A 17271-nucleotide genomic window follows, 5' to 3' on the forward strand; every position below is an offset into this window, starting at 1 on the left:
GACAGGGCCCCCGGGAGCGTGGAACGTGGATGGGACGGTGGTCAGGAACGCTGGACGGGCACGTTGACGTCGTCGACGTTGATGTGGCCCCAGCCGCCCGTCGCCTTGTCGACGACCTCGACATAGATCCGTTCGCCGATGTGCTCGGACAGGTCGAAGACGACACGGCGGTACTGTTCGCCACCACGCCCGGTCTCCTTGGCCAGCACCTTGCCGTCGTCTGCGCGGACAACGGCGGCGTAGAGCCGGTCGAGGTCGTTGCCGCCGGACACGAGCAGGTCGACCACGCCGTCTCCGCCGAGGACGACGGTGGCGGAGCGGACCACGCCTGTGGCGTCATCGCCGCCCGCGTTCGGGTTGAAGCCCCACAGGTGGTGGCCGGCCGGGTCGTCCTCCGTCTCGGCCTGGTAGAAGGGTCCGCCCCAGCCCCAGTCGGTGCGGGTGGTCACGTTGGCGTCGCTGAAGGTGGTGCCCGAGACGACGGTCCATCCGGTGAGGTCGCCGGTGGCGAAATCGTGGTTGGGCAGGGCGTCGACGTTCGTCGGGCGCGGCGGGTCGTAGGCGGCGGGCGCGACGGACGTGTCGTAGGCGCCGTTCATGCGCCAGACGTCCAGGGAGAGAACCCGGGCGGAGCCGCCCTCACTGGTCAGCCGAAGGCCGGTGGAGTCCTTCCGGGTCGGGTAGACGCGGCTGGTGAGGCTGTTGGTGCCGTTGACGTACGCCTCCAGCATCGAACGGTCGAGCAGGACCCTCAACTTCAGCTGTCCGCCGACGAGTTCGACCGTGCCGCCGTGGACCCCCTTGCGGACGTCCGGGTCGAGACTGGAACGGCCGCGGTCGATGGAGAAGCGGTGCTTGCTCGTGTCATAGGAGAGCAGAGTCCGCTCACTGCCGTCGGCGCTCGCCCGGACGGCCAGGGTGACGGTGGTGGCGTCGCGGGGCTCGATGACGGCCTCGATGTCCAGCATGTCGCCGGAGACGTCGGCGAGTCGGCGGTCGGCCTCCTTCACCGAAGCCTGGCGGATCTTGACCAGTCGTCGGCCCCGCAGTCCGGCCGCCTCTTCGATCGGCTCGACACCGAGGGTTTTGTCCTGGCGCAGCGAGACGCTGACCGGCATGCCGGCGTTGTGGGCCCAGCCGGACTGGGCGTGCTGCTGTTCACTGCGGCGGTCCTGGGTGATGCTGAAAAGCACCGAGCGGCCGTCGGGGGTGACGAAGCCGGACGGGCCGGTGAAGTGCTCGCCGAAGTCGAACTCGCGGGGCTTTTCGTGGTCGGGCACGAAGCGGCACGCGCGCTTGTCGAAGGTGCCGATCCAGTAGTACGTGTGCTTGACCGCGTTCGGATTGAACGCCTCCCACCAGGGGCAGACCAGCAGGATGTGCTTGCCGGTGCGCTTGCCCTTCGGTCCGGGGAGCGGGAGGAGCACCGGCAGCTCCCAGACCTCTCCGGGCTCGGGAACCTTCGCGAGGTCGTTCCAGTGCAGCGGCCCCCGGTACGTCCAGGGTCCCTCGGGCCTGCGCGCGGTGTAGACGAGTGCGGTTCCGCCGTGCTTCTTGGTGACCCGGGTGCCGTCGTAGTCGACGATGCCGCTGCCGACCAGTTGGTACCAGACGCCGTCCTCCTCCCAGACGAACGGGTCGCGGAAGTTCTCCGCCCACGCGGTGCCGGGGCCGGCGGGGAGACCGGCCGGGGCCTCGGTGACCGGCTCGGACTTCATGGTCCAGGTGGGCAGGTCCGTGTCGCGGTCGGTCTTGTACGAGGAAACGGCCATCCCGGTGCGCTGACGGTAGGGCAGCCGGTCGTCGCCGCCGGTGAAGAAGAGCACCGGCCCTCGGTCGCCGTCGACGTACGCCGAGCCCGACCAGATCCCGTCCGGCCCGACCGAGTCCCTTGCCGGGGCGAGGGCTATGGGCATGTCCCGCCAGTGCACCATGTCGGTGCTGACGGCGTGTCCCCAGTGGATCTGGCCCCAGAACGGGCCGAGCGGATCGTGCTGGTAGAAGATGTGGTACTTGCCCTTGAAGTACACGGGTGCGTGCGGCTCGTTCATCCAGTGCCAGGGCGGCACCATGTGGAACTGGGGACGGTGCCGGTCGCCGTCGAAACGGGAGCGGTTCGGGGTCAGGTCCGGGCGGGGAACACGACGGCCGGGCAGCGCCGAGATCGTGTCGGAGTGCTCCCGCTGCGCCTTCGCGTCGCCCAGCGTGCCCGGGCGGATCACGAGGCTGTCCATCAGGCCCATGTACATGTTGGCGTGGAACTCGCCGTTGAGCAGGGTGGGCCTGTTGTGCCGGCCGATCAACAGCGGCTCGTTGGGGGCCAGTTGGGGGCCCTTGTTGGGAGTGGTGGCGGTGCCGATGAGGCGGCCGTCGCGGTAGAGGCGCAGCTGGTGTGCGGCCGGGTCGTAGCTGGCGGCGACGTGGGTCCATCGGCCCTTGGAGGCCGGCTTGTCCGCGTCTCCCTTGACTTCGATCAGGTCGGTGCCGAAGCCGAGTTGGAAGACGATCTGCCCGAAGCGGCGCAGGCCGAGCAGGAAGCCGGTCTTCGCGTCCGGGTTGTGCTGGTTGACCAGGGCCTGGGGCTTGCCGTCGATGCCGTGCTCGTAGGCATAGGGGGCGATCCACGCGTCGATGGTCAGGCCCTGGGCGGGGTCCAGCTTGCCGGGGCCCTTGGCGGTGACGACGGTGGAGTAGCCGTCGAAGTACAGCGCCCGGCCGCGCACTCCGCGCCGCCGCACGGGGTCGGTGTCCGGCTTGTAGCGGGCGTCTTCGAAGACGTAGTCGATGGGGTCTGCGGAGCCCGAGACCGCCTCCCGGGCGACCGTGCCGCCGCGCTCGTCGAAGTCCCAGCGGGCGGTGGGACTTTGGGGGCCGCGTCGGCCCTCCGCGGCGGCGGAAGCGGAAGCGAACGAGAGCGGTACGACGGCCCCGCCGATGGCGGCGGACACGACGGTGAGGGCTGTTCTTCTCCTCATGGGCGGGCTCCTGGGTGGCGCGCGGCAGGTCTGACGTTCTGCCAAATCGGTTTAAGCGAGATGGCTCGGCATCGTTCGCGCCCCGCTCCTGCTAACGCAAGAGCTAATGCATACCGTTTTACCTGGGAGTTACAAGACAGGCGGGCAAATCGGCACATATCTTCCACTTTTCTTATTCGAGATGTCTGCGGTGTTGACATCTGGCCACGGGCGCATCAATCTCTTCGCAACTTGCTAATCCGATTTAACAACGGAGCTGAGCGGCAGATGTCTGAACGTCGTGTGACCATGGCCGATGTCGCCCGCCATGCGGGCGTCTCGCCGACGACGGCGTCGTTCGCCCTGTCCGGTCGCACCGACATGCGTATCTCCGATGCCTCCCGCCAGAAGGTGCTGGACGCTGCGAAGGAGTTGGGCTACCGCCCGAACGTCACCGCGCGCAGCCTGCGGACGAAGTCGACGCAGACCATCGGGTTCGTCTCGGACCGGATCACCACGACCCCGTTCGCGGGCGACGTGATTCGCGGTGCGATGGAGGCCGCCCGCGAACGGGACAACCTGCTGTTCATCACGGAGGCGGGCGGCGACCGCGACGCCGAGTCCTCGCTGGTCCACGCGCTGCTGGACCGCCAAGTCGACGCGGTGATCTACGCCTCCATGTTCACCCGGTACGTGACACCGCCCAAGGAGCTCTTCGGGCGCCGGGTGGTATTGCTGAACTGCCTGGCCCCTGGCTTCGACGCGCCGTCCGTCGTCCCGGACGAGCTCCAGGCCGGCCGGGACGCGGCCCACGCCCTGCTCGCGGCCGGCCACACCCAGGGCATCTGGGCGATCGGCGGCCACCAGGCCGTCCCCGCCACACCCGAGGGGATCATCGCCGGCAACGAGCGCATGCGCGGCCTGGAAGAGGTCCTGCGGGAGGGCGGCGCACGCCTGGACGGTGTCATCGAGTGCGACTGGGACACACAGGACGGCTACCGGGAGGTCTCCGCCCTGCTCGCGGCGGGCCACCGCCCCCGGGCGCTGGTGTGCCTGGCCGATCGGGTGTCCCTAGGCGCCTACCAGGCACTCGGCGAGGCCGGCCTGTCGGTGCCCGGCGACGTGTCGGTGGTCTCCTTCGACGACCAGGACATCGCGTCCGTACTGCGCCCGGCGCTCACCACGCTGAAACTGCCCCACTACCAACTCGGCCGCCTCGCCGTGGAGTTGATCCTCAGCGAGAAACCGCTCGAAGCAGTCGTCCACCGTGTGCCCATGCCGCTGCGGGAACGTGCCTCCATCGGCGCTCCCGCCGGGAGCTGAGACCTGGCACCCGAAAGACGGTTGTCCCGCCGCCCGGAGCGAAGACCCCCGGGCGGCGGGACGACCACCAAGAACAGCGACCGCTGCAACCGGTCGCCCAGGCGGGTCCTGCAAGACCCGCCTCAGTGAGATGGAGGAACCCTCGTGGTGTTCAGAACCAGGCGCCTCGCTGGTGCGAGTGTAGCTGTGGCAGCGGCGACCGCGCTGGTCGCCGGATGCGCGACCGGCAGCGGCGGCAGCACGTCCGGAGCCGACGGCGACACGCTGACCCTGTGGACGCACAACGCCGGCAACTCGACCGAGCTCGACGTCGTCAAGAAGATCATCAAGGACTTCAACGGCTCCCAGAGCAAGTACAAGGTCAAGCTCCAGGCGTTCCCGCAGAGCGACTACAACAACTCCGTCATGGCAGCCGCTTCCGCCAAGAAGCTCCCCTGTCTGCTCGACGTGGACGGCCCCAACGTGCCGAACTGGGCCTGGGGCGGATATCTGTCCCCGATCGACGTCTCCGGCAGCGAGGTCCCGCTGTCCGACCAGCTGCCCAGCACCGTCGGCCGTTACAAGGACAAAGTCTACGCGTTCGGCTTCTACGACGTCTCCCTCACCTACTTCGCCCGCAAGTCGGTGCTGAACGACTACGACATCCGCATCCCGACCATCGACAAGCCCTGGACGAAGGCCGAGTTCGACTCCGCGCTGGCCAAGCTGAAGAAGAGCGGGAAGTTCCAGTACCCGCTGGAGATGGGCACCGGCAGCCTCGGCGAGTGGTACCCGTACGCGTACTCCCCGCAGCTGCAGAGCTTCGGCGGCGACCTGATCAACCGCGACGGCTACAAGACCGCCGCGGGCACCCTCGACGGCAAGAAGTCCGTGGAGTGGGCGACCTGGCTCGGCTCGCTCGTGAAGAAGGGGTACCTGTCGAAGAAGTCCGGGGCCGACCCCAACAAGGACTTCCTCGCCGGCAAGAGCGCCATCCAGTGGGACGGCAGCTGGAACGCGACCAAGAACGCCGAGAAGCTCGGCGACGACCTCGCGATCATCCCGCCGGTCGACTTCGGCGACGGCCCCAAGATCGGCGGCGCCTCCTGGCAGTGGGCCATGAGTTCCACCTGCTCCAACAAGGCGGGCGCGCAGGAGTGGCTGAAGTTCTCCCGCCAGACCAAGTACTTCGTCGACTACGCCAAGGCCACCAGCACCATCCCGGCCACCGACGCCGCCGCGAAGCAGGTCGCCGACTACCAGCCGGGCGGGAAGTTCAACGTCTTCGTCCAGTTCGCGAGGAAGTTCGCGGTAGTGCGTCCGGTCACCCCGGCCTACCCCTACATCTCCACCGAGTTCCAGAAGGCGACCCAGGACATCCTGTCCGGGGCCGACCCCCAGAAGGCGCTCGGGCAGGCCGCGAAGGACATCGACAACGACCTCAAGTCGAACAACTACTACACCGGCTGACCCGCTCCGGTCCGGTTCGGGCCCGACCGCGCCTTCCCCGCGCGCCCGAACCGGACCGGTACCCCCCTGGAGCTACCGTGACCACCATGATCGCAGCCCTCGCCCGGCTGCGGCCGGTGCGGCGAACCCGAACGACTCACGCCCGTCGCCGTGAGAGCCTCACCGCCCTCGGCATGGCCACCCCGGCCGTCGTCCTGCTGATCGTCTTCGTCCTCGTACCGCTGGCCCTCACCTTCGCCCTGGCCTTCACCGACGCGCGGCTCGTCTCGCCCACCCCGGCCCGCTTCGCGGGCCTCAGGAACTTCACCCGGCTCTTCGAGGACCCGGTCTTCTTCAAGTCCCTGCGCAACACGGTGTACTTCACCGCCGTCGTCGTCCCGCTCCAGGCCGGGCTCGCCCTGGTGCTGGCGCTGCTGGTGAACGCGAAAGTGCGGGGCGTCAACTTCTTCCGCACCGTCTACTTCCTGCCGGTCGTCACCTCGATGGTGGTCGTGTCCCTGCTGTGGACCTTCCTCTACCGGCAGGACGGCTTGGTCAACCACATCCTTTCCGCGCTCACCTTCGGCCATGTCGAGGGACGGGACTGGCTGGGCGATCCGGCCACCGCCATGCCCGCCATCATCCTGATGTCGGTGTGGCAGGGCGTCGGATTCCACATGATCATCTGGCTGGCGGGCCTGCAGACCATCCCCGCCGAGCTGTACGAGGCCGCCGACCTCGACGGCGCCACCCGCTGGCACCGCTTCCGCCATGTCACCTGGCCCGGACTGCGCGCCACCCGCACCTTCGTGCTGGTCACCATCACCATCCAGGCGTTCGGCCTCTTCACCCAGATCAACGTGATGACCGAGGGCGGCCCGCTCGACTCCACCACCACCGTCGTCTACCAGGCGATGCGCACCGGCTACGAGCAGCAGCAGACCGCGTACGCCGCGGCCATCTCACTGGTCTTCTTCGTGCTCGTCCTGACCGTGTCCCTCGTCCAGCGTTTCCTGACCCGGGAGAAGGACTGACCATGACCTCCTTCCTCAAGCACCTCGGCGGTCACGCAGGCCGCGTCGTCCTCGCCCTGGTCTTCGCACTCCCGCTCGTCTTCATGGTGGTCTCGTCGTTCAAGCCGGACGACCAGATCTTCGCCGACCTCGGCTCCTGGCGTGCCTTCGTGCCGGTCGGCGCCCTGTCGCTCGACAACTACACGGGTGTGTTCGACCGCGTCCCGGCGGCACGCTTCCTGCTGAACTCCGTGCTGATCTCGTCGATCACCGTGGTCCTCGGCATCGTCGTCAACAGCATGGCCGCCTTCGCCCTGTCCCGGATGCGCATGCCCGGCCGCAAGGCGGTCCTGACCGCCGTCATCGCCACCCTCATCGTGCCGTTCGAGACCTTCGCCGTACCGCTGGTGTGGTGGATCAACCAGTTGCCGCTGCTCCGCGTCAACGGCTTCCACCTGGAGTGGGCCACCGGCTGGATGGACACCTACCAGGTGCAGATCCTGCCGTTGGTCGCCAACGCTTTCTCGATCTTCTTCTTCCACCAGTACTTCCAGAGCATCCCGAAGGAGATCGACGAGGCAGCAGTCATGGACGGAGCCGGCTGGTTCACCATCTACCGCCGCATCGTCATGCCGCTGTCCGGCCCGGCGGTCGCCACCGTCGCCATCCTCACCTTCCTGCCCTCCTGGAATTCCTACCTGTGGCCGCTGATGGTGGTACAGAGCGAGGAACTGCGCCCGGTGATGGTGGGCCTCTCCTACTTCTTCCAGCTGAACGTGGGCTGGGGGCAGATCATGGCGTACTCCTCCTTGATCACTGTGCCGATCCTCGCCTTGTTCGTGGCGTTCCAGCGGTCGTTCGTGGGCAGCATCGCGTCGACGGGTGTGAAGGGCTGAGCCCGCACGTTCGCGCCACGCGCCGCGTCTCCACTCCTGCTCTTCCCCTGTGCTTCGCGCACCCCGAGAAAGGCCCCGTGTGTCCACGCCGCCTGCTGACCCCCACCTTCCGGCCGTGCATCTGCGCCCCCCGCGCAACTGGATCAACGACCCCAACGGGCTGGTCTTCCACGACGGCCACTACCACGTCTTCTTCCAGTACAACCCGTACGGCCCGCGGCATTCGAACGTGCACTGGGGCCACTACCGCAGCCCCGACCTGATCAACTGGGAACCTCTCCCGGTGGCCCTCGCCCCCACTCCCGGCGGCTACGACGCCGACGGCTGCTTCTCCGGAAACGCGGTCTCCGACGACGGCCGCGTGGTGGCCTTCTACTCGGCCCACCGCAACGATCGCTGGTGGCAGCCGGTGACCACCGCCGAGTCGTACGACGGCGGAATCACCTGGGCCAAGCGCCCGGAGCTGCTCATCCCCGAGCCGCCCGCCGACACCACCATGTACCGGGACCCCTACGTCTGGCAGCAGGACGGCCGCTGGCGCATGCTGGTCGGCTCGGCCCTCGCCGACAACCGCGCCGCGGCGCAGCTGTACGAGTCCGACGACCTGGAGCACTGGGAGTACCGCGGCCCCTTCCATGCCAGCGATGCCGCGGCCGGCTCCGGCCCGGTCGGATGGGAGTGCCCCCAGTACGCGACCTTCGGCGACCGCGGCGTCCTGATCATCAGCGACTGGACCCCGCAGGGCGGCCCCAGCCACACGACCGTCCACACCGGCCGCGAGCAGGACGGACGCTTCACGGCGGCCGCGGCCCCGGTGCCGCTGGATCACGGCCCCGACTTCTACGCCCCCGCGCTGCTGAGGGCCCCGGGGGAGGACCGCTGGCTGTTGTGGGGCTGGGCGTGGGAGGCCCGCGACGACGCCTGGGCGCATGAAGCAGGCTGGGCAGGCACCCTCACCCTCCCCCGCGAGGTGACCCTCGCCGCCGACGGAACGGTGGTCCAGCGCCCCGCTCGCGAACTGCTCGCGCTGCGTGGCGAACGCGTACTGCACCGCACCGGGCACGTCACACAGTCCGGGGCGGCCGAACTTGGCCAGGTCAGCCGCACCTTCGACCTCACTGCCGTCCTGACCCCGGACGCCACCGGCACGAGCGGCCTGCGCCTGGTCACCTCCGCGGACGACACCGAGTACCTCGACATCAGCCTCGATCCCACCACCGGCCAGCTCACCGTGGACCGCGGCCACGCGTCACTGGACGCGAGGGCGCGGGGAGGCTCGTATGCCGTCCCGTGCCCAGCCGCGACGGCCGGCACCCCCGTGGAGCTGCGCGTGATCGTGGACCGTTCGATCGCCGAGGTCTATCTCGGGGACGGCCGGGTCCTCACCCTCAGGTTCTATCCGCTGGCCGAGGGACCCTGGCGACTCCAGGCCCGCACGACAGGCACGGGCCGCAGCGACTTCACCGTCGAGGCATGGAACCTGACCCCGGGCGGAATCCGTCAGGAACCGCTGCTGGCGAGCCAAGGGCAGGACGCGTAACGCGCCGCCTGTCCTACGTGTCCTCAAAACGCCGTCCTCACCTCGAAGCGGGTGAGGACGGCAACCGTCGTCGACCTACCCGTCGACCTCGGCGTACCAGCCGGACCAGGCACGGGAGCGGCAGCCCCACTCCCTCCCTCAGAAAGGCAGAGAGTCACCATGACCCGACACGGCTCCCCCAGCAGTGTCACCGTCCTTGGCGAGTGCGTCGCCGACACCTTCGCCGACCCTGGCCGGTCCAGCCTCGGCGAACTCGCACTGCGCGCCCTGCCCGGCGGCGGCCCGGCCAACACCGCCGTCGCCCTTGCCCGGCTCGGCACGCCCACCCGCTTCCTCGGACGGTTCTCCAACGACGTCTTCGGCACCCTCTTCCGAGACCGCCTCAGCGCCTCCGGCGTCGACCTGACCGGCAGCGTGAGCGCCCCCGAGCCCAGCACTCTCGCCGTCGCCGACCTCGACGAGACCGGCCAGGCCACCTACACCTTCTACGCCGACAGCGCCGCCGACTGGCAATGGACCGCCGCCGAACTCGCCGCCACCCAGCAGGACCACGCGGTCTGCCTGCACACCGGATCCCTCGCCCTGATACGCCAACCCGGCGCCGGCCACATCGAGGACCACCTCGCCAGCGCCCGCGAGCACGCCACCGTATCCATCGATCCCAACGTCCGCCCCCTGCTCGTACCGCCCTCGGCCTACCAAGAGCGGCTTCCTCGCTGGTGCGCCCTCGCCGACATCCTCCGCCTCAGCGAGGACGACCTCGCCCTGCTCCTCCCCGGTGCCGGCATTGAAGAGGCTTGCGACACCTGGCACACCGCCGGCGCACGCCTCGTCGTCATCACCCTCGGCGGACGCGGCGCACTCGCCTCCCTCGACGGCCACCGCGCCACCGTCCCGACCCCGGCCATCGACATCGTCGACACCGTCGGCGCCGGAGACTCCTTCACCGCCGGCCTGCTGCACCGCCTCGCCGCCCTCGGCCACCTCGGCGGACGACTCGACCGGCTGAGCCTCGAAGACGTCGCCGATGCCTGCTCGTTCGCCGCCCACGTCGCCGCCCTGACCTGCTCCGTCCCCGGCGCGAACCCGCCCAGGGCAGAAGACCTGGCAACTCCGTTCCTCTCCGGGGAACGCCGCTTCATGGCTGTGGAGGTTTTTTAGGGAGTCATTTGTCGACGACTTCGGGACTCGCGTTCACTGCCCTGGCATGATCAACAGAAGTCAGTTCTGATGTCAGCTGGAGCCGCCGATGGGTGTGACCGAGTCAGGGCATGCCGCGCGAGTGTCCGCTTACGCGGCCGTGGGAGCACGGCTGTCCCTGTTCAGCGACCGTCGGCTTGAGGATGCGGTGTCCGCCGTGCCGAGTCTCGGCTCCGGTATCGGCGGTAGGTCGGCGGAGATGGAGGTCGAGGGGATACGCGTCTTCGTCAAGCGGGTCCCGCTGACGGACATCGAGTTGCAGCCGGAGCACGTGCGGTCGACAGCAAACGTGTTCGATCTTCCTCTCTTCTACCAGTACGGGGTGGGGTCGGCGGGGTTCGGTGCCTGGCGTGAGCTGGCCGCGCACATCATGACGACAGGCTGGGCACTGAAGAACGAGTACGCAGGTTTCCCGCTGCTTTATCACTGGCGGGTATTGCCTGACAGTCCCCCTGCCGGCTTCGTTGACGGGCTCGGCGGCGTTGAGGGGGCCGTGGCGCATTGGGAGGGCTCGTTGGCCGTGCGCCGTCGGCTGGAGGCCATCGGAAGGTCCTCCTTCAGCCTGGTGCTCTTCCTGGAGCATGTGCCACAGACGCTCGCCGAGTGGCTCGGCGATAGCCGTGATGCCGCCCCGCCGGGTCCGGGAGGCGAGTCGCCCTATCGATGGGTCGAGAATGCGCTGCTGCGGGGGACAGAGTTCATGAGCGCGCGCGGACTGGTCCACTTTGACGCGCACTTCGCCAATCTGCTCACCGACGGCCAGCGGGTGTACTTCGCGGACTTCGGGCTCGCGTTGAGCCGCGATTTTGAGCTCTCAACGGAAGAGCGCGATTTCCTCGTTGATCACCTCGTGTACGACCGCTCCTACGCACCGAACCACCTGCTTCGCCACCACCTGCCGGACGACGTGCGTGGTGGCACCGAACACGGGGCCTTCCTGCGCGAATGGGTCGACGGCCGCCAACCCGCCGACGTTCCGCCCGACATTGTCGCGATCATCGACCGTCACGCTCCGCACGCAATCGTCCTGGACGACTTCCATCATCGACTGCTTACGCAGAGCAAGCACACTCCCTTCCCCGCGGCTGAGGTCCAGCGGGCCCTGGCTGGCGCATCAAGGTCAGGGAAGTGAGACCCCGTTGCTCCGATGGCGTCGGCGTCATGGCCTTCGACCAGGCGGTCGTAGATCCGCTGGGTGGTGTGCCGCTGCTTGGGCGGAGCGTCCAGGTCGGCCCGCAGCATCCCGTCAATCAGAGGCTTGTAGGGATCGAGGCGCGACTCCTTGCGCCGCTGCTTCTTCCGCGGCTCGGGCACGGCGGCGGGGTCCTACCGGAGCGGCCGGTGTAGGGGGCGGTGACCTGCCGTGGCCTGTCCCCTGTGGCGGGGCGCAGATCGATGATCAGCGGCTCGCTGTCGCCGCTGCTGGAGAGTTCGATCTGCCACATGACCGGTCGGCGCTGGTGGTAGTCGGGGACGGCGTCCTCGCGGCTGTCGGCGCGCTGGACGAGGCTGTGCAGCAGCACGTCAGGCGCCCCCTCGGCAGAGGCACGTCCCTCGGCCCCGGGCATCCTGCCCGCCTGTGCGGCATCGAGCGGGCGGTCGTGCACGTGCAGGACACCGCGTTCGAGGCGGGCGCGGAACCAGTGGTAGTGCGGACCACCAGGCGGCGCCCGGCCTCGTCCGTCTCGGCGGCCAACTCGGCTATGTAATGGTTGACTTCGGCCTCCAGCGCGGCGGCGAGCATCCGGCGGGCGCCCTCGCGGACGATCTCGTCGATCAGGGAGCCGGTCTCGGTGGTGCCGTCAGTGTTCACTACGCTGAGCACGGGCGTGCCTTCCCGACCCGCGCTGCGAACGCGGGCCTACTCGGTGACTGGTCGATCAATCAGCCGGGAAGGTACGCCCTTCGCGCGCTCCCGGGGAGCCGATCCACAAGTCCTGAGCATTGCTCCTCCTTCTCCACCCTGCGGAGCTACTTCGTACTGAACTTCAGTACGGCGCCGTCCTTGTTGACCGCGGTGGCGTCGACGGTGGTCTCCTTGCCGCCCGATGTGGAGAACGTGGCTTCCCCGCCGTCGCCGAAGCTCACATAGCCCAGGAATTCCGAGGACTCGAAGCGCATGAGGGTGACTGTGGAGTACTGCACGGTCACGTGCATATACCCGTCGCCGATCACGACGTCCATCGGCTCGGTGACAAGGATTTCGCAGTTCCCGTCCTTGCAGGATCCGGTGTCCTTGCCGTCCTCGGCCTTGGGCAGCGGGCCGGTCGGGGACGGGCTCGGGGACGCGGGCTCAGCGGGCTTGGAGGGCGTGGAGGGCTCAGCGGGCTTGGAGGCGCTGGGTGACTGCTTGGCCTCGGATGTGTCCGTATCTTTGGCCGACGAACAACCGCCGACGGCCAGTACGCCCACGACCACCATCGTCGCGACGCGCTTCACTCGTGCAGGCATATCCATCCCCTCGCCTCTCACCAATCCACCTTCGTGCCCCGCAGGCGGCTGTACTTGTTGGTCTTCGGGCCGCCGCATTCACAGAGGAACCCGAACAGCCCGATGAGCCCGATCAACGGGATCCAGGACCAGAACCACGACCAGCCGCTCCGGCCGGTGTCGTGCAACTTGCGTACGAAGACGCCCAGCATCGGCACGATCATGAGCAGCCACACGAGTGCGACGACCCCGACCTCCCAGGTGATGGTCGGGGCGAAGCCGGCGATGTAGCAGATGATGCCGTCGCCGACGTCGACGAGCACGGTAGGCCGTCCCTACGGGGACCCCTCCCCGCCGCAGTTGAGCAACCGCCGATGGACGAGGCCGCTGCCATGGGCTGGAGCTGTCCGCCGCCGAGGATGGACACACCCGCAGTACCAGCCAGGTTCAGCCACCAGTCCCAGAAGGTACGGACCGACAGACTCACGCGCCCACGCCCCCAGCCTTGCCCGACGCCGCAGAGCCCTTCGGCGTACACAGGCAGCGCGCCAACTGCGCTGACCGGACGCAGCCCCAGCAGAACGGGACGCTTGGGCACTTCGCCACCTACACCGCCAAGGACACAATCACTCGACGGCCATGTCAGCGCATACACGCATCACTTACTGTGATCGCTTTGCCCAAGCGAATCTCGCCTCCGAGAGGACTCCCCTGGGGAGAATCTGGGGAGTTTCGGCCGCGCTGGGGAGCGCGTGGGGAGAATCGGCTGCGTAACGCCGCACCAACCTGAAAGGCAATGAAGGAAGCATCAGCGCAGGTCAGGACCGCTCAGGACCACGTAGCCGCAGGTCAGGGCCACCAGGAAGATGACTTCAAGAAGATTTCGTCTTGGGCGGCAATCCTGTTTGCTCCCACGCTGGTGGGAACGATTTACGGCATGAACTTCGAGCACATGCCTGAGTTGGGCTGGAGCTTCGGATACCCCTTCGCGATCGGCCTGATGGGGGTGGTTTGCGCAAGTTTGTACGTGATCTTCAAGCGGCGGGACTGGCTCTGAGTCCCCCTTGCCGAGCTCAGTTCTCCTGCGGCCTTTGCTCTCGCACCGGGTACGGATCGGGCCAGAATCGGCTCTGGGGAGTCCCTGGGGAGAAGTAATGCAAAGGATCTCGTCTACCTGCCTCAGTTAAGCCTCTGACCAGGTCTTTTACTCTCCTGAAGCCATTGGGGAGAATCGGCTGACGACACAGGTCCCGCGCCTGCAACTTCGACCCCGCCCCGTTCCCCGCCCGGCATCTCGCCGGCCGACCTTGCTGCACCCGCAACGGACAACAGACAGTGACATTGGCGCCATGAATGGAGCCACAAGCCCCCGTCCCTGTGTGGGCTCCCGATGCCGGCGCCAATCCGCCCGTCCCTCTCGAGCCCGCGAAGGCAGTCGACGTCAGCATGTGCAGGAACGGCCTCCGACGGCGCGTGCAAGGTCGAGTGCGTATGCGGTCGGCAGCGCGTGTCCTGCTCGCTCACGACCCCCACCGCTTTGGCGGCCGTCATAATGGGGGCATGGCCTCCCACCCGCAGCACACCGCACCCGGGCCGAGGACCTCTCGAGTGCAGACGCCGAGGACCTCGCGCTGTACCGGGAAAAGTTCCGGCGCCGTCTACCGGAGTCGCTGGACGAGCTACACGGGCCGACCCGCGGTCTCGTGCATCTGCCGCTGCACATGGCCTGGTCCGGGATGACCTCGTACGACCTGGGCAAGCCGCGCCAGCGTATGGGCCTGTACCGCACCGTCCCACACGAGGGCCTGCGCGACGACCTGTCCCGCTACCTCAACCAGGACCTGCTCCTCCAGCTGTGGCCGGTGCTGCGCACCCTCATCGGTCGCACCGTGCGCACCGTATGGGAGGACGCCTTCCCCCAGCTCGCCTCCCGTACCCGGGCAGCCGCGTGACGGACATGCCGGAGCTGCACACGCGGCTCCTGGCGGATGTAATCGCGCTCGGTTCGCCGAACCCACTGGTTCTCACCGGTGGATACGCCGTGCGGGCACTGCCCCAGCAGGCCCTGAACGCCTACGAGGACCAGTGCGCGCCCGCCAACCCGCGGATGCCGATGCTCGACGACCTGCAGGAGATCATGCAAGCGGCGTATTACGGCCCCGTCGGCACACCTGGCGAATAGCCACCGTCGGTGGGCGCAGGGGCGCCCACCGGGGAAAGAACAAGTTCCCTCAACCACTCGCTCTGCGCGCCGACATCGGAGCAGCCTGGTCGTACGGCTTGGCCGGCTCAGGGCATCAAGGTCCGCCCGAGGAGACCGCCTCTTGCCGCGTCGAGCGCCGTTTGGTGCCCTCCCCAAGCCCCAACGAGCGGTGTGCATCTTCACCATGCACACCGCTCAGTGGGTGGCGAAGGCGCCCCGGCCGTTGGTCGACCTGCATGGTCCGGTCCTGGCGCGTGATGTGCTGGAGTCGTTGCGCCGCAAGCTGGACGGCGGCGAGGCGATGATGGAGACGGTGCGCCGCAAGCGCAAAGTGCCGGCGCACGCGCTCCACTACACCGTGACCGCGGGTGGTGGCAAACCCCTACCAAGCGCGGGATCTGCTGACCGCCGTCTCCTACGTGGGTGGCTACCGGCGGGCTCGTGGCCGTCGGCTGGTCGGTGACGCCCTCCCTGCCCTGCCGAACATCGCCGTACAAGTGCCCTATGCACAAGGTGTTTCGATGGCCCTTCTCAGTCGGGAGGATCGGGGTGTGTCTGGACTCGCTGCCAGCAATGGTGGACATGATGTTCGGCATCCCGGACGGCGAGAAGGGCTGCATCATCCGGCGTTACGGCTGCGGAGGCCGCCACTTGTTCCGCACGATCGTCGCAGCATGGGGCGCTATGGTGCCAGCGCCGGAAATCTGCGCCGGCACCGTGTGGTCGGTCATGTCGGCGGGTGGCGACCAGTCGGACGGTCAGGACGATGCCGACGGCCGCTGCGGCGGCCAAGGCGGGTATCACGTGCTGAGCAGACACGGCCGTGTTGATCTCTCCGAGCGGGGAGCAGTGCAAAGGAGGGGGGCCGGTATCCAAGCCAGTACCGGCACCCCTTGGCGCGCCGGTTCAGCCGGGCCACGTGCCGGTCAGCTGGCGGGTGGTGGCGCCGCCTCGGTCGACGGTGGCTTTGACCAGGGCGAAGATCGCCCCTTGTAGAGTGGCGGCGAGGAGCACTTCGCTCCAGGTGCGGTTCTCGTCGGTGGCGTCGGGGGCGTCCTCGTCGTGGCCGAGCATTTTCCACGCCTGCTTGAACATACCGCCGGCGAGCATGCCGCTGACGGCGCCCAGGGCCAGACCGACCGGCTTGTAGGCGATCTTCGATGCCTTCCCCGTGTCACCCCTTGCGGCGGCAGGCCAGCCACACCACGACGGCGACACCGACGGCCGTCAGCAGCAGGGGGCGGTTGTCCCGTGCCAGCTGCGCCCCCTGGGCCGTCCTCTGCCGTACCGGCTCCGGTGCCTTGTCCTCCCATACCTGGCCCGCCTGAGCGGCTTTCGCGCGGGCCTGCTCGGCGGCCTGGGCGGCCATGTCCTTGACCGGATCAGGCAATTTGTCCTGTGCTTGATGTGCCAGGTCGGCGGCCCGTTCCTTCAGTTCCCCGGCCTTGACGGCGGCCTGTTCCTTCAGCTCGCCGGCCTTGGCGGTGGCCTGCTGTTTGCCTTCGGTCGCCTTCTCCTGGGCGCGGGCCTTGACATCGGCCTTGCCCGCGAGCGCCTCGACCGTCTGACCGAGCTCCTCGCGGGTCTGCTCGACCTGCTCACGCAGCTCCTCGGGGCTGGATGCGGTCTTCTCGTCGTGAGGCGGCTGCGTCATCGGTGGGCACTCCCCTTGATCTCGGCCACGTCGGCCTTCACGTTCTCGATCGTCTGCTCCGGCGTCGGCGGAGCGGCCTGGTCGATCTGCTTCTTTCCGCTCATCGCCATCACCGCGGCGATCACACCCAGCACCGCGGTCACGATCAGCGCCGCCGCCCACACCGGCAATGGCACCGCCAGCGCGGCGATCGCGGTGGCCACCAGGGCCTGCAAGGTCAGGAACCCGACCACTCCGGCGCCGCCGAACAGTCCCCCGCCCTTGCCGTAGCGCTTGCCCTTCTCCTTCATCTCCGCCTGTGCCAGGTGCAGTTCGCCGCGCACCAGCTCCGTGAGTTGTTGCGAGGCCCGCTGCACCAGCTCACTCACCGGCTCCTGGTCAGCGCTGGGCGCCTTTCGCCCAGGCGCGGTGTGGTGCGGCTGCGTACTCGACATGGCGATCACCTCCCGTCCGTCTCGTCCTGCTCGCGGGTCCGCCTCGCGGCGTCCCGGTCCTCGGGCAGACACTCGGGTACCCCGAGCCGCCCAGTTCAGGGCAGTGGGTGTGGCCCTTGTTCGAGTGGTTCGCCGGCAGCGTGACGAGACAGAGGGTGGGACGCGACTGCCGACAAGCACAGCCAGAGCTCCTCGC

The 17271-nt window shown here is 68.3% G+C and carries 17 protein-coding genes and 2 pseudogenes; 11 read left to right on the plus strand and 8 right to left on the minus strand.

Annotated elements, in window-relative coordinates; genetic code table 11:
• Nucleotides 1-41: 41 nt before the first annotated feature.
• Nucleotides 42-2975 carry a GH32 C-terminal domain-containing protein gene (locus ACWD26_RS22110; protein ID WP_451272545.1) on the minus strand — a complete coding sequence of 978 codons (2934 nt, stop codon included), beginning with the start codon at nt 2973-2975 and terminating at the stop codon, nt 42-44.
• A gap of 267 nt (nt 2976-3242) precedes the next feature.
• Between ACWD26_RS22110 and ACWD26_RS22115 the strand changes: the two genes are divergently transcribed.
• The 7 genes from ACWD26_RS22115 to ACWD26_RS22145 all read left to right on the plus strand — a co-directional run bounded on the left by ACWD26_RS22115 (nt 3243) and on the right by ACWD26_RS22145 (nt 11486).
• The gene (locus ACWD26_RS22115; protein WP_451272547.1) at nt 3243-4277 is read left to right on the plus strand and encodes a LacI family DNA-binding transcriptional regulator; all 1035 of its coding nucleotides are present in this window, start codon (nt 3243-3245) and stop codon (nt 4275-4277) included.
• A gap of 186 nt (nt 4278-4463) precedes the next feature.
• Entirely contained in the window at nt 4464-5726 is a 1263-nt protein-coding gene (locus ACWD26_RS22120; protein WP_451272549.1) for an ABC transporter substrate-binding protein, read from the plus strand.
• An 86-nt stretch (nt 5727-5812) separates the two neighbouring features.
• Nucleotides 5813-6739 carry a carbohydrate ABC transporter permease gene (locus ACWD26_RS22125; RefSeq protein WP_451272551.1) on the plus strand — a complete coding sequence of 309 codons (927 nt, stop codon included), beginning with the start codon at nt 5813-5815 and terminating at the stop codon, nt 6737-6739.
• Between the two features lie 2 nt (nt 6740-6741).
• Entirely contained in the window at nt 6742-7614 is an 873-nt protein-coding gene (locus tag ACWD26_RS22130) for a carbohydrate ABC transporter permease (RefSeq protein ID WP_451272553.1), read from the plus strand.
• Nucleotides 7615-7729: 115 nt separating this feature from the next.
• Nucleotides 7730-9154, plus strand: coding sequence for a glycoside hydrolase family 32 protein (locus tag ACWD26_RS22135; RefSeq protein ID WP_451272555.1), 1425 nt, complete (start codon nt 7730-7732; stop codon nt 9152-9154).
• A gap of 159 nt (nt 9155-9313) precedes the next feature.
• Nucleotides 9314-10315 carry a carbohydrate kinase family protein gene (locus ACWD26_RS22140; protein WP_451272557.1) on the plus strand — a complete coding sequence of 334 codons (1002 nt, stop codon included), beginning with the start codon at nt 9314-9316 and terminating at the stop codon, nt 10313-10315.
• Between the two features lie 88 nt (nt 10316-10403).
• Nucleotides 10404-11486, plus strand: coding sequence for a protein kinase family protein (locus ACWD26_RS22145; protein WP_451272559.1), 1083 nt, complete (start codon nt 10404-10406; stop codon nt 11484-11486).
• A 118-nt stretch (nt 11487-11604) separates the two neighbouring features.
• Here the strand turns inward: ACWD26_RS22145 and ACWD26_RS22150 are convergent, their stop codons facing one another.
• The 4 genes and pseudogenes from ACWD26_RS22150 to ACWD26_RS22165 form a co-directional block, all read right to left on the minus strand.
• Nucleotides 11605-11877, minus strand: coding sequence for a hypothetical protein (locus tag ACWD26_RS22150; RefSeq protein WP_451272781.1), 273 nt, complete (start codon nt 11875-11877; stop codon nt 11605-11607).
• 128 nt (nt 11878-12005) lie between these two features.
• Nucleotides 12006-12179: pseudogene (locus tag ACWD26_RS22155) on the minus strand (IS256 family transposase); the annotation flags it as partial.
• Between the two features lie 146 nt (nt 12180-12325).
• Entirely contained in the window at nt 12326-12805 is a 480-nt protein-coding gene (locus ACWD26_RS22160; RefSeq protein WP_451272561.1) for a hypothetical protein, read from the minus strand.
• Between the two features lie 17 nt (nt 12806-12822).
• Nucleotides 12823-13107: a DUF805 domain-containing protein gene (locus ACWD26_RS22165; protein WP_451272563.1), complete on the minus strand. Its 285-nt coding sequence runs from the start codon at nt 13105-13107 to the stop codon at nt 12823-12825.
• Between the two features lie 473 nt (nt 13108-13580).
• On the opposite strand from ACWD26_RS22165, the gene ACWD26_RS22170 reads away from it, so the two are divergent.
• From ACWD26_RS22170 to ACWD26_RS22185, 4 genes and pseudogenes are all read left to right on the plus strand, one after another.
• Nucleotides 13581-13841 carry a CorA family divalent cation transporter gene (locus tag ACWD26_RS22170; protein WP_451272565.1) on the plus strand — a complete coding sequence of 87 codons (261 nt, stop codon included), beginning with the start codon at nt 13581-13583 and terminating at the stop codon, nt 13839-13841.
• A gap of 574 nt (nt 13842-14415) precedes the next feature.
• Nucleotides 14416-14736 carry a hypothetical protein gene (locus ACWD26_RS22175; protein ID WP_451272767.1) on the plus strand — a complete coding sequence of 107 codons (321 nt, stop codon included), beginning with the start codon at nt 14416-14418 and terminating at the stop codon, nt 14734-14736.
• Entirely contained in the window at nt 14733-14966 is a 234-nt protein-coding gene (locus ACWD26_RS22180) for a hypothetical protein (protein WP_451272783.1), read from the plus strand. Before ACWD26_RS22175 ends, ACWD26_RS22180 begins: the two co-directional genes overlap by 4 nt.
• 169 nt (nt 14967-15135) lie before the next feature.
• Nucleotides 15136-15448: pseudogene (locus ACWD26_RS22185) on the plus strand (tyrosine-type recombinase/integrase); the annotation flags it as partial.
• A gap of 445 nt (nt 15449-15893) precedes the next feature.
• Here ACWD26_RS22185 and ACWD26_RS22190 read toward each other — a convergent pair.
• The 3 genes from ACWD26_RS22190 to ACWD26_RS22200 are packed head-to-tail and all read right to left on the minus strand — an operon-like array spanning nt 15894 to nt 17009.
• Complete coding sequence (locus ACWD26_RS22190) at nt 15894-16205, minus strand: DUF4235 domain-containing protein (protein ID WP_451272567.1); 312 nt, start codon at nt 16203-16205, stop codon at nt 15894-15896.
• The gene (locus ACWD26_RS22195; protein WP_451272569.1) at nt 16162-16641 is read right to left on the minus strand and encodes a DUF3618 domain-containing protein; all 480 of its coding nucleotides are present in this window, start codon (nt 16639-16641) and stop codon (nt 16162-16164) included. Before ACWD26_RS22195 ends, ACWD26_RS22190 begins: the two co-directional genes overlap by 44 nt.
• The gene (locus ACWD26_RS22200) at nt 16638-17009 is read right to left on the minus strand and encodes a phage holin family protein (RefSeq protein WP_451272571.1); all 372 of its coding nucleotides are present in this window, start codon (nt 17007-17009) and stop codon (nt 16638-16640) included. Before ACWD26_RS22200 ends, ACWD26_RS22195 begins: the two co-directional genes overlap by 4 nt.
• Nucleotides 17010-17271: the final 262 nt, after the last annotated feature.

It is taken from the genome of Streptomyces sp. NPDC002787 (assembly GCF_053592095.1).

Bases quoted from the DNA above. Each gene is read 5' to 3' on its own strand.
- ACWD26_RS22115 (WP_451272547.1), top strand. From the start codon at position 3,243: ATGTCTGAACGTCGTGTGACCATGGCCGATGTCGCCCGCCATGCGGGC.
- ACWD26_RS22195 (WP_451272569.1), bottom strand. From the start codon at position 16,641: ATGACGCAGCCGCCTCACGACGAGAAGACCGCATCCAGCCCCGAGGAG.
- ACWD26_RS22170 (WP_451272565.1), top strand. From the start codon at position 13,581: ATGAAGGAAGCATCAGCGCAGGTCAGGACCGCTCAGGACCACGTAGCC.
- ACWD26_RS22125 (WP_451272551.1), top strand. From the start codon at position 5,813: ATGATCGCAGCCCTCGCCCGGCTGCGGCCGGTGCGGCGAACCCGAACG.
- ACWD26_RS22145 (WP_451272559.1), top strand. From the start codon at position 10,404: ATGGGTGTGACCGAGTCAGGGCATGCCGCGCGAGTGTCCGCTTACGCG.
- ACWD26_RS22140 (WP_451272557.1), top strand. From the start codon at position 9,314: ATGACCCGACACGGCTCCCCCAGCAGTGTCACCGTCCTTGGCGAGTGC.
- ACWD26_RS22130 (WP_451272553.1), top strand. From the start codon at position 6,742: ATGACCTCCTTCCTCAAGCACCTCGGCGGTCACGCAGGCCGCGTCGTC.
- ACWD26_RS22160 (WP_451272561.1), bottom strand. From the start codon at position 12,805: ATGCCTGCACGAGTGAAGCGCGTCGCGACGATGGTGGTCGTGGGCGTA.
- ACWD26_RS22110 (WP_451272545.1), bottom strand. From the start codon at position 2,975: ATGAGGAGAAGAACAGCCCTCACCGTCGTGTCCGCCGCCATCGGCGGG.